This window comes from Lacinutrix sp. Hel_I_90 (genome assembly GCF_000934685.1).
GTDB lineage: Bacteria > Bacteroidota > Bacteroidia > Flavobacteriales > Flavobacteriaceae > Lacinutrix.
In genome coordinates, this window is the sequence record NZ_JYNQ01000001.1 from 1,915,587 (window position 1) to 1,927,362 (window position 11,776).

General features: G+C 35.9%; 11 protein-coding genes and 1 tRNA gene. 6 read left to right on the forward strand and 6 right to left on the reverse strand.

Features of this window, described 5'->3' with window-relative positions:
• Positions 1 to 75: 75 nt before the first annotated feature.
• A complete protein-coding gene (locus GQ46_RS08480) occupies positions 76 to 642 on the reverse strand; it encodes a DUF3109 family protein (RefSeq protein WP_044400528.1) in 567 nt (188 codons plus the stop codon).
• A gap of 134 nt (positions 643 to 776) precedes the next feature.
• Here GQ46_RS08480 and GQ46_RS08485 point away from each other — a divergent pair, with 134 nt between their 5' ends.
• Genes GQ46_RS08485 through GQ46_RS08495 form a run of 3 tightly spaced genes read left to right on the forward strand, consistent with a single transcriptional unit; the run spans position 777 to position 2,170 of the window.
• Positions 777 to 1,358: a MarC family protein gene (locus tag GQ46_RS08485; RefSeq protein WP_044400531.1), complete on the forward strand. Its 582-nt coding sequence runs from the start codon at positions 777 to 779 to the stop codon at positions 1,356 to 1,358.
• Between the two features lie 9 nt (positions 1,359 to 1,367).
• Positions 1,368 to 1,568 carry a hypothetical protein gene (locus GQ46_RS08490; RefSeq protein WP_044400534.1) on the forward strand — a complete coding sequence of 67 codons (201 nt, stop codon included), beginning with the start codon at positions 1,368 to 1,370 and terminating at the stop codon, positions 1,566 to 1,568.
• Positions 1,568 to 2,170: an FAD-dependent oxidoreductase gene (locus GQ46_RS08495; protein WP_044404768.1), complete on the forward strand. Its 603-nt coding sequence runs from the start codon at positions 1,568 to 1,570 to the stop codon at positions 2,168 to 2,170. Before GQ46_RS08490 ends, GQ46_RS08495 begins: the two co-directional genes overlap by 1 nt.
• Before the next feature lie 268 nt (positions 2,171 to 2,438).
• Here the strand turns inward: GQ46_RS08495 and GQ46_RS08505 are convergent, their stop codons facing one another.
• The 4 genes from GQ46_RS08505 to GQ46_RS08520 form a co-directional block, all read right to left on the reverse strand.
• On the reverse strand, positions 2,439 to 4,031 hold the full coding sequence (locus GQ46_RS08505) for a S41 family peptidase (RefSeq protein WP_044400540.1): 1,593 nt from the start codon (positions 4,029 to 4,031) through the stop codon (positions 2,439 to 2,441).
• A gap of 3 nt (positions 4,032 to 4,034) precedes the next feature.
• Complete coding sequence (locus tag GQ46_RS08510; protein ID WP_044400543.1) at positions 4,035 to 4,466, reverse strand: dCMP deaminase family protein; 432 nt, start codon at positions 4,464 to 4,466, stop codon at positions 4,035 to 4,037.
• 202 nt (positions 4,467 to 4,668) lie between these two features.
• Entirely contained in the window at positions 4,669 to 5,256 is a 588-nt protein-coding gene (locus tag GQ46_RS08515; protein ID WP_044404771.1) for a HupE/UreJ family protein, read from the reverse strand.
• A 72-nt stretch (positions 5,257 to 5,328) separates the two neighbouring features.
• Positions 5,329 to 5,408: transfer RNA gene (locus tag GQ46_RS08520), tRNA-Leu, on the reverse strand.
• A gap of 143 nt (positions 5,409 to 5,551) precedes the next feature.
• Here GQ46_RS08520 and GQ46_RS08525 point away from each other — a divergent pair.
• From GQ46_RS08525 to pth, 3 genes are all read left to right on the forward strand, one after another.
• On the forward strand, positions 5,552 to 6,493 hold the full coding sequence (locus GQ46_RS08525; RefSeq protein ID WP_044400546.1) for a ribose-phosphate pyrophosphokinase: 942 nt from the start codon (positions 5,552 to 5,554) through the stop codon (positions 6,491 to 6,493).
• A gap of 84 nt (positions 6,494 to 6,577) precedes the next feature.
• Positions 6,578 to 7,225 carry a 50S ribosomal protein L25/general stress protein Ctc gene (locus GQ46_RS08530; RefSeq protein ID WP_044400548.1) on the forward strand — a complete coding sequence of 216 codons (648 nt, stop codon included), beginning with the start codon at positions 6,578 to 6,580 and terminating at the stop codon, positions 7,223 to 7,225.
• 149 nt (positions 7,226 to 7,374) lie between these two features.
• Positions 7,375 to 7,941, forward strand: a complete 567-nt coding sequence (gene pth, locus GQ46_RS08535; RefSeq protein ID WP_231567373.1) for an aminoacyl-tRNA hydrolase — start codon at positions 7,375 to 7,377, stop codon at positions 7,939 to 7,941.
• A gap of 56 nt (positions 7,942 to 7,997) precedes the next feature.
• Here pth and GQ46_RS08540 read toward each other — a convergent pair whose 3' ends face one another.
• Positions 7,998 to 11,333, reverse strand: coding sequence for a reprolysin-like metallopeptidase (locus GQ46_RS08540; RefSeq protein WP_052503436.1), 3,336 nt, complete (start codon positions 11,331 to 11,333; stop codon positions 7,998 to 8,000).
• Positions 11,334 to 11,776 lie beyond the last annotated feature (443 nt).

Genomic DNA, 11,776 nt, shown 5'->3' on the forward strand with positions numbered 1-11,776 from the left:
ATTATCGGCACGCGTACGACACTTGTTTTTTCAAAAAAAAAGAAATTTTTAAATTGCGGGCTGCTTAAACCTTAATTATTTCATGGTCTCTGCAACTTTCTCCAATTCGTTGTACCAATCTTCACCAAATTTTCTAATAAGTGCTTCTTTTACAAACTTATAAATGGGCACTTGCAATTCTTTTCCTAAAGAACAAGCATCATCACAGATATCCCATTTGTCATAATTCACGGCTGAAAATTCACTATACTCTTTAACACGAACAGGGTATAAATGACAAGAAATCGGTTTTTTCCAGGTAATCTGACCTTGATTATACGCCTCTTCTATACCGCAAAGTGCCGTTTTTCTTTTATCGTAAATGACATAAGCACAATCTGCTCCATTTATTAGCGGTGTTTCTAACTCACCAAAAGCCGTTTTTATAGACGTGCCTTGAGCCTCAATCACGGCAATACCGGCCTTGCGTAAATATGGTTTTACTTTGGGATAAATAGCTTCAAGCGTTTCGGCCTCCTCTTCTGTTAAAGGCGCACCGGCGTCACCGTCTATACAACAAGCTCCTTTGCATGCGGAAAGGTTGCACAAAAAATCGTTTTCTATAATAGCTTCAGAAACTATTGTTTTTCCAAGTTGAAACATGGGTTTTACATCTCTAATTCGATGCAAATATACGTCGAAAACTTTCAAAATTATAACACAAATAAACTCATAAAATTTATTTGTAAATCACTTATTTAGAAGTACTTTTGCCGAAAATTTAAAACCTTACGGTTATGACCTTTAATTTTAAAGAAATTCTTACAGTATTTATGGTGCTGTTTGCTGTTATTGACATTATTGGAAATGTTCCAATTATCATAGACCTGCGCAAAAAAGCGGGGCACATACAAAGTGAAAAAGCATCCGTTATTGCTGGTGTTATTTTAATTGCGTTTTTATTCTTAGGTAAGAGTATTTTAAACCTTATTGGCATCGATGTTAGCTCGTTTGCCGTTGCAGGTTCTCTTATCCTCTTTTTTATAGCCTTAGAAATGATTTTAGGCATTACGCTATATAAAGAAGAGGCTACAAACCCAATGACTGCTTCTGTATTTCCATTGGCATTTCCATTAATTGCTGGTCCAGGAAGTTTAACCACTTTACTTTCACTAAGAGCAGAATATGCTACAGAAAATATTATTGCTGCAGTATTAATGAACGTGATTGTTATCTATATTGTTTTAAAAACCTCTAACAGGATTGAAAAATTAATAGGCCAAAATGGTATTAATATTATCAGAAAAGTATTTGGTGTGGTTTTACTTGCCATCTCTGTAAAATTATTTGCAGCTAACATTAAAATTCTTTTTGCTTAACTTTGTATTATGAAACTATTTACACTCATTTTAAGCGGTATTGCGATTGTATTAATTATATATAACGCAACTAAAATAAATTTTGATATGCTTTTTCAAGGCGAAAGTGTGGTTGCTTTAATCACCATTTTCGCGTCACTTTGTGCTATTTTATTGCTTCAAATCTTACGGATTTCAAAAAAAATTGAAAAGAAAAGCAAAGGCAAATGATGCTTGACACATTAATTATAGGAGGTGGAGCCGCTGGTTTATCATGCGCTTTAATTTTAGGCTCTGGTTTACAAAAACCATTTGCACAAGGCAAAAAAGTAGCGATTCTCAGCCATCAAAAAACGTCTCACTTACAAAATGCGTTATTTAATAATGTTTTGGGTTTAAAACCTGGCACATTAGGAAAAGACTTACTGGAGAGTGGTAAAGAACAATTGGCAGAATTATATCCTGAGGTTCTTCAAATTGAAAAAGAAAAGGCGACTGCTATACTTCAAACCTCTGATGGTTTTTTAGTGACGACGAACAAGAAGGAATACCTTTCAAAACGCGTGGTTATTGCAGTAGGTTACACGAATCTACTAAGCATTAAAGGCTTAGAAAACTATATTAAGCCACATCCAAAAGCAGCACTTGAAAAAAATCGCATTTGGCTAGAAAACGTCGATCATCTTATTAAAGAGAATCTCTATGTTGCGGGTACTTTAGCTGGTTGGCGCAGTCAGTTTGCTATCGCTTCAGGCAGTGGTGCTCATGTTGCCACAGATATTTTAACGCTGTGGAACAACGGCAAGCAGACCAAAGTTCACGATAAGTTATAACACCTTAACCAGAACGAAAATTAAATAACTGGACCCAAAGGCAACCCAACAAAAGTTATGAAGTTGTTTTGTAAACAAAAACCATTTAAGCTGTCTCCTAAATACTTTTGACCTCGTGATTTTTAACTGCTTTTTGATGTCTGCGGTTTTTACTACGATATGGTTTACCAAAATACCGCGATTAAGAAAAGTTAAGGCACTGGTATCAAAAAGTCTTAGGAGTATTCCGCTCAATAAAAAAACACTAGTAATAACGATTAAGCACTCATCAGTCTTCACACTCGCCGTTGCTTAAATTAATCACCTCCTTAACCATGGCATCTTTTTGGTTTAAAACTTCTTCATAAGCTCCAAAACCATAAAGTTGATTGGCTAACGCAGCCTTTAGATATTGCTTAATCTCTTCTTTATAGGCGACAAAAACTACCGTCGTTTTTCGTTTTATATTCAAATAATCCTGAAACGCTTCGATCGCTTCATTACTTACCTGATAATTTGAAATAAACGCCTCCCGAGACAAATCATTAAAGACTGAACGGTCGTTTTCCAGCATTTCAAAAGCGAAGTTACTAATGTAACCACGGCGTCTTAAAAAGGATACTGTTTCATTTTGCATCCCTTCATCTAAGGGCACAAAAACATCTGGAATGATGCCACCACCGCCATAAACCACTTTCCCTTTTGGAGTAGTAAACTTTAGAGAGTCATCCACTTCTATTTTTTCTTGATCGAGTAATTCACCACTATCTAAACGCGCATAAAAATCATCAAAATAATCATTACTGCCTTTTTCATAAGCCCGTTGAATGGAGCGCCCTGTTGGGGTATAATATCTTGAAACGGTTAATCTCACGGCACTTCCATCGCCCAATTGCATTTCGCGTTGCACCAAGCCTTTACCATACGAACGGCGACCCACAATGGTCCCTTTATCATTGTCTTGCAAAGCTCCTGCTACAATCTCACTGGCTGAGGCAGAATTTTCATCGATCAAAACGTACACGTGCCCGTCTTCAAAAGAACCTCTTTTTGTAGCAAAACTTTTTTCTATGACCCCTCTTTTATTTTTTGTAAATAAAATAAGCTTATCTTTTTCCAAAAATTCGTCTACAATTTGTTCAGCAATACCTAAAAACCCACCAGGATTATTGCGTAAATCTAAAGCTAATGAACAGGCCCCTTTCTTTTCTAATTTGGTTAATTCGCGCTTAAATTCTTTATACGTAGATTCGGCAAAACGGTTTATTTTTATGTACCCCAATGTTTTGGTTAGCATATACCCGGCATCCACACTTCGAATGGGAATATCCTCTCTTTGAACCTCAAATATTAAAGCCTTCGCTTCACCTCTTCTAATGACTTCTAAAATAACCTTACTATCTCTAGGGCCTTTTAACCGTTTAATCAAATCACCATTACTTAAATCACGACCAAAAAGCGAATCACCATCAGCAGAGATAATACGATCACCCCCTTTTAAACCAGCACGTTCGCTAGGCCCTTTTTCAATGGTCCTAATAACGGTTATGGTATCTTTATAGGTATAAAAACTAATGCCAATACCAACAAAATCGCCTTTCATATTTTCTGTAACACCCTGTAATTCGTCTTTTGGAATATACACCGAATGCGGATCTAAATTATGCAGAATCCCGTTGACCGTAACATCAACAATACTATCCGTATTCACGTCTTCAACATATTCATGATCTATATAATCGATAAGTCGATTAAGTTTATCTTTTTTACTATTTGAAGTAAACAGGCGATCTGAAGTATCATTAAAATCAAGATTTCCACCAATAAAAATACCTACCGCAATTGCAGCTCCCATAATCAAAGGCCAGTATTTTTTGTTCATTTTTTAAGCGTTTAAATCGTCAATTTGTTGCAATTCTATGCCTGCTTTTTCTAAGAAACGCAAACCAGAATCATCCTTATAACCGTCTTTATATACCACACGAATGATGCCAGCTTGATGAATTAACTTACTACACTCTTTACATGGTGACAACGTAATGTATAATGTTGCACCCTTACAGGACTGTGTAGAGGACGCCACTTTTGAAATTGCATTCGCCTCAGCATGAAGCACATACCATTTGGTATCTCCATTTTCGTCTTCACAAGGGTTTTCAAACCCTGTTGGTGTGCCATTAAAGCCATCAGAAATAATCATTCGCCCTTTAACTATAAGTGCGCCAACTTGTTTGCGATTACAATGAGATAGTTTCCCCCATTCTTTAGCGATTCGTAAATAGGCTTTATCGTATTTAAGTTGTTTTGTTTTTGGCATGTTTTATAATATGTTGGGCGTGCTTTTGTCTGGAAAAAGTCAAAAGCCAAGCTTGCGGCAGTCGCTTTTTTTGAGAAAAACAAAAAAGAGCTTCAACAAATGCCTTAATCCTTCACGCAACCTCTAATGATAACGAAGATAAGTCGTTAGTATTTTAATTACAATGAAATAAAAAAGATTTGTGAAAAGTTTAAGTAAACACTTAAAAAATATTATTGCGTATTAACATCGGGATCACTAAGCCTATCACTACAGCAGAGATTACCATAACCCAGTCCCGTTTAGAGAATCTAAATATGGTCTGCATCAAATAGCCTAAAAACAAGACAATAAAGACGATAACAATTTGGGCAATCTCGATACCCAATGCGAATTTTAAAAGCAGCCATAATTTATTTTCTCCTGCAGAGAGATGCATTTTAAGTTCTCTTGCAAAACCCAAGCCGTGAATAAGTCCGAAAAACAATGTAGAAATAAACAAAACCCCCACCTTCTCTTTTTGAGCCCCTTTACCCGAGGTGAAAACATTAAAAATCGCTACGATTAAAATAGTTACGGGTATTAAAAACTCTACTATACTCGCTTTAATACTTACCGCACCATAGGTTGCTAATACTAAAGATAGGGTATGACCAACAGTAAACATCGTTACTAATAAAAACACCCGTTTCCAATCTTTAAATAAATAAGGTACAGTTAAAACAATTAAAAACAGAATGTGATCGTAAGCATTTATATCTAAAACATGATCGATACCATATTTTACATCAAACCAGAATTCTTGGAGCATAAGTAATAATTTTTGGGTGTTGGTAAATATATAAAAAAAGAGAAAAGCTCCAATATAAATTGAAGCTTTTTGTACTCAAGGCGGGAATCGAACCCGCACTCCGAAGAATCGGATTTTGAATCCGACGCGTCTACCAATTCCGCCACTTGAGCAATTGAGAGTACAAAAATATATCTTTTTTCTGTAAATGCCTTAAAAATAGTAGTGATTATGCTTTATAGATGAAAAAAAATTCTAAATTTGCACCTCATTAAAAATCAGGCGGTGTTAAACACTGCTAAACAACATTTTAACGATGCCAAATACTAAGCCAGACGCTAAAATTTTTTCGATTACTCAAAGTAAAGTTTTAGCTGAAAAAATCGCAGCTGCCTATGGCACCAGTTTAGGTAACGTTATCACCTCTACTTATAGCGATGGAGAGTTTCAACCCTCTTACGAAGAATCTATACGTGGTACACGAATTTTCATTATTGGATCTACCAATCCGAGTTCAGAAAATTTAATGGAGATGTTATTAATGATTGATGCTGCTAAACGTGCCTCTGCGAGACATATTACAGCAGTATTGCCTTATTTTGGTTGGGCGAGACAAGACCGTAAAGACAAACCTAGAGTCCCAATCGCTGCTAAATTAGTAGCTAAAATGCTGGAAGCAGCGGGTGCAACTCGAATTATTACTATGGACTTGCATGCAGACCAGATACAAGGCTTTTTTGAAAAACCAGTAGACCATTTATTTGCATCAACTGTGTTTTTACCGTATTTAAAATCGTTAAACCTTAACAATTTGACGATTGCCTCTCCAGATATGGGAGGAAGCAAAAGAGCTTATGCCTATTCTAAAGCCCTTGAAAGCGATGTAGTGATTTGTTATAAACAGCGTGCTAAAGCAAATGTGATTTCTCATATGGAACTTATTGGCGACGTTACTGGTAAAAATGTGGTTTTAGTAGACGATATGGTAGATACGGCTGGTACATTAACAAAAGCTGCCGATTTAATGATGGAGCGCGGTGCGCTAAGTGTAAGAGCGATTTGTACGCACCCTATTTTATCTGGTAATGCTTATGAAAAATTAGAAAACTCTAAATTAGAAGAATTGATTGTTACAGATTCAATTCCTCTAAAACAAGAAAGTAAAAAAATTAAAGTGATTAGCTGTGCCGATTTATTTGCTGAAGTGATGCATAATGTGCACTACAACAAATCGATTAGCTCTAAATTTTTAATGTAGTGGTAGCATAACCTTAACACAGGAAAGACCATTTACAGACAATCAATAACAAGTATATAAATAAATTAAATATAAATAAAAACAATGAAATCAATTACAATCAACGGATCTCAAAGAGAAAGCGTGGGCGGCAAAGCAACAAAAGCCTTACGTAATGCTGGTCAGGTTCCTTGCGTATTATACGGAGGAGACAAAGCAGTGCATTTCTCGGCACCTGAATTAGCATTCTCTAAATTGGTATACACAGCTAATGCGCATACAGTTGTAATAGAATTAGCAAACGGCGAAACATTCAATGCTATTTTACAAGACATTCAATTTCACCCAGTAACAGACAGAATCTTACACGTAGACTTCTACCAAACCTTTGAAGACAAAGCAGTAAGTATGACTATTCCAGTAAACTTTATTGGAAATCCACGTGGTGTTAAAAATGGTGGTGTTTTGCGTAAAAACAAACGTAGCTTAAGAGTAAAAGCTTTGCCAGGAAATTTACCAGATTATATTGATGCTGAAATTTCTGAGCTTAAAATTGGAAACAAACTATACATCACTTCTTTAGCAAGCGATGATTTCACATTCTTACACCCTGATAACACAGTGGTATGTTTAGTAAGACGTTCTAGACAAGCAATTACTGAAGATATTGAAGATGAAGAAGCTGAAGATGAAGATGAAGCAGGAGATGTTCCAGCAACAGAAACTGATGATGCAGCAGCAGTAAAAGAATAAAGGTCACCTTTTTAAATACTATAAAGCATTCTGTTTATTCAGGATGCTTTTTTTATTTTTACTGAAAAATGATTCCGTTTATGTTTAAATCTATTATTAAGCTTTTCAGAAAAAACAAAACAAAACCCCTTTTAGAAGCACAAGATCCCATGAAAAAATTTCTTATTATCGGCTTAGGAAACATTGGCGAAAAGTACGAAAACACCCGCCATAACATCGGTTTTAAAATTTTAGATTATTTTGCCAAAAAAGAAACACTCACCTTCGAAACACAAAAGCTTGGGGAGGTAGCCACGTATAAATTTAAAGGAAGAACCTTTATATTACTCAAACCAAATACCTATATGAATTTGAGCGGTAAAGCAATTTTATACTGGATGACTAAAGAAAAGATTCTATTAGAAAATATGCTTGTCATTACAGACGATTTAAACTTACCCTTTGGCAGCATTCGTGTAAAAACGAAAGGTAGTGCTGGCGGTCATAATGGCTTAAAAGATACTCAAGACAAATTAAATACTTCAAATTATAATCGGTTTCGATTTGGTATTAGTGACGCCTTTTCTAAGGGAAGTCAAGTGGATTATGTGTTGGGTGAATGGACACCAGAGGAAGATAAGGTACTAAACGAAAGATTAGACCAGGCGGTTGCGTTAATAAAATCCTTTGGTTTAGCAGGAATAAATACCACGATGAATCTCTTTAATGGAAAATAAAAAGGAAGCGCATAGCGCTTCCTTTTTTTATTTATACTAGAGGTATAGTGACCAGTTTAGTTTACTATAATCTTTTTGGTCTGACTATTCACTCCGTCTGAAACTTGTAATACATAGAGTCCTGATTGTACAGCTCCTAAATTAATAGTCTCATTAAAATCAGGATTATTCTCGTAGCGTTTATCATAAACACTACGCCCTCTCATATCAAAAACTGAAATTTGAATACCGTTAGTAGACGTATTGGCTAATTGTATATTAAAGGAACCGTTATTTGGATTTGGATATAGTTTGAAATTTGAAATAGTACTCTCAAACTCATCAACAGATAAAGAACCTTGAACACATAGTTCTAAATCAAAGCTATTCCAATTTCCGCCATCTGCGTCGGCATCATCAACAACGGTTAAAATCCAATCACCCCCAGACATTTCACCATATAATAATGATAGATCACCTTCTGGTAAATAACTTCCTGTAAAAGGAGCAACCCCTCCAGTAATAGGACCTCCGGTAGATTCCTGATCAAAAATAGTTGCGGTATAATTATCACCATTTCCACCATTATCTGAAGTCAACTCCACTATCGTTCCATTAGGACTCGTTAAAGTAATATCTAAATCGGCATCCCAAGTATGTGTAATATCTATAGTCACATTAACATCTGTAACTGGAAAATTATCTGCCACGTTAATAACTGAAGTATACGAATTTCCTGCACCACTAGCAGATATAGCAACGGGAAGATCTGTTGCAGAAAATGTACTACAGGTTAAATTTGCTGTTGTAAAACTAAACGCACTTGATGGGCTAGCCGTTGCACATTGATTTGAAGCAGTTACTCTCCAGTAATATTGTGAATTAGCGTTAAGTGATGTTGTCGTATATGATGTCGTCTGAACGGTAGCCGACTCAACAATAGTAGAAAACCCTGCATCACTTGCTACCTCAACAAAATAGTCTTCCGCATTCACATCACCATTCCATATTAAATCACCATCTGCAGAAATATCAATCGCACCATTAGAAGGAGATATTAAGGTCACCGTGTTAATTGTGCTACTGAAAACGTTTAGAGTAGCATCTGCAGATTTTGTTAGAGTTCCTGAGGTTCCTTCAATAGTAAAATCATATGAACCTACTGCTAAACTTCCTGTTCCAGACACCGTGACAGTTCCTGAAGTTCCATCTGCAGAAGCCGAGGTCGGATTAATGACTGCAGTAGCCCCTGTTGGTAATCCAACCACAGAAAAGTTTGTGGTATCACTAAAGCCTAAAAAAGTATTATAGGTAAAATTATAAATAGCGTCTGCTGGTTGGCACACATCAATTACTGGGTTAGAAACAGTAATCACAAATTCTGATTCTTGAATAGAGAAATTTGCAGCGTTTACCGAATAAAAAATATTATTATTCCCTTCAACAATAACTCTTGCCAACGAAGTGTCTCCTCCAGTAAGCGGCACTGTAACATCCTGCGTACCATCATTAGGCACACCAGAAGCCATCGTAAACGGAAATGTTAGACCACCGTCAATAGACAGTAATATATTTACTGTTGGTGTATTCACCGCACCTCCAGCTGTTCCTGCCACATCCCAAGTTACGGTTTGTGTAGAGCCAGCATCCCAAGTGACGTTAGTCGTTTGAGAGGTCACTGTGAACGGTCCTGATGCACCATCTACCGTAACTAACATTTCATCAAAATCAGATTGTGGTGTTTGTCCAACGCCTCCAGCTTCAGAACGATCTCTAACCGTTAGTGCGAAATTTAAATCTCTTCCCACAGTCGACACAGTTTCCCATGATGAATTATCCAGCGTTTCCACGGGGGTAATTTCTGTTAGTTGCCCGTTTAACACTCTATCTAATATAGGCATGTATCTGTTTGGTGACGTACTTGGTGGTCTAGAACGCCATAAAGCACCTGTCGTTTTAGTAGGTCCAAAATTTCCATTCGTAGTAACACCATCATCTATTTGTTCCCAGCAATACGTTAACACATCTCCCCCATCCGCATCGGTCGCAGAGGCCTTTAAAATAAAGGCTGTACCATTTGGAATAGTATAATTAGAACCTGCATTGGCTACTGGCGGATTGTTTGTAATGTTTGTGGTTACAGCACAGTTATTTGGCGACGTAGCTACATTAGTTAAAATTTGATCGATACTGTGATAATGAAAATAAGGATCACTATGATCTTGAACATCATTTCCTCCTGTAATACCAGCATAACCCATAATGGTTGTTCCACTTCCTGGTTCTGCATTCACTCCAGTTCCTTCAGAATTAAAAGAGAAGGTATGGTTCGCACCCATTTGGTGACCTACCTCGTGAGGCACATAGTCAATATCAAAAAAGTCAGACATATAAGGCCCGCCATTATTATCCGTAAATTCGTGTGCTGAAAAACCACTACCTTTACCACTTGCACAAACACAGCCAATACAACCAGCGTTACCATTATTACTTGCAAAAGCGAATAAGTGCCCTATGTCATAATCTGCTGCTCCAACAGTAGCGGTAAGGTTTGCTTGTAAATCACCATTCAAATCGGTTCCATAAGGATCAGGAACTGAAGGGGAGTAAATTAAGTCTATTGCTGGATCATCAAGGGTATCAACCAAAACAAAAGTAATGGCCATATCCACTTCAAAGACCTCATTCATTCTATTTAAAGTAGAAACCACTTGAGCTAAAGCATCTGCTCTATTATCACCATTTCCTGCATTGCCATCATCCCAAAAATTAGTATATTCTTGAGTAACAGAGATGGCTATTCTAAAGGTTCTTAATAATTGATCATTAGCATCTCTTGAAGTGGAAAGACTTCCTTTTCTTTTAGAAATATCTACATCGTCTGTTAGACATTCAAAAGTTTCAGATGAATTTAATTGGGCTGTCCGGTTATAAATTAAATACTGATCATTTGACACTTTGGTTACCGGTTGAATAAAAACAGTTTCTTTACCTGGCTCAGAAATCATAGCTTTTAAACCTAATGGTGTGATACTAAATCTAATTCGTGTTCCAGAGCCATCGGTTCTTGAGCCCAAATACGTTTTAATTTCTGGGTGTTCGTTATCATTAGATGAGAATATTGAAGTCTCAACAATTCTAAATTGTTGTAATTTTCCATCAACATTAGGGAAATTAACAATGGTATTTGATTTTCCATTTGAATTTGATCGTAACGGTGCACCAAACAATTGTTGTTTAAGACTTTGAATATTCAATTGAAGAATTTCTGAATTGTCAGCATCTAAATTTTTTAGAGAAACACCAGCTTTTCCTTCTTGAAAAGAAGTGGTACTCCATAACTCATTTTGACTATAGGCATTAATAGAAAAAATAAAAATACTTAAGAGTAAGTAATGTAATTTTAGTTTCATATATCTAGGTAATTGATTAATTAAATTCAAAATAACTAATAAATTTCATAAAAACATAGAAATAAGTCAAAAAACTAGCTGCTGTGAAAAACCTATAAAACCAACAGGATAAGACGGTTTAAAGAATATAGCCCACACTGTCTTTTAATCGAAAAATTATGCGTTTAGTCTTATTTATTTGCATAGTGCAGATTTAATTTTGTCTAACTACACCTCAAAAAACAAAAAAGCCAATTTATTTTAAAGCAATAAAGAATACTGCCTTTACAATTTTACTATTAACTACTACAAATCATAATTGGATTAACAAGTCTGCTGTGACTATAGGTCAAATAGTGATGTAAAAAACATACAACTTAAAAAATCAGATTTAAATATTTTAACCATCAGTTTTTTTGCAAATTTTATATAGAAGCAATACAACCCTGCTTTTTAAAGAATAA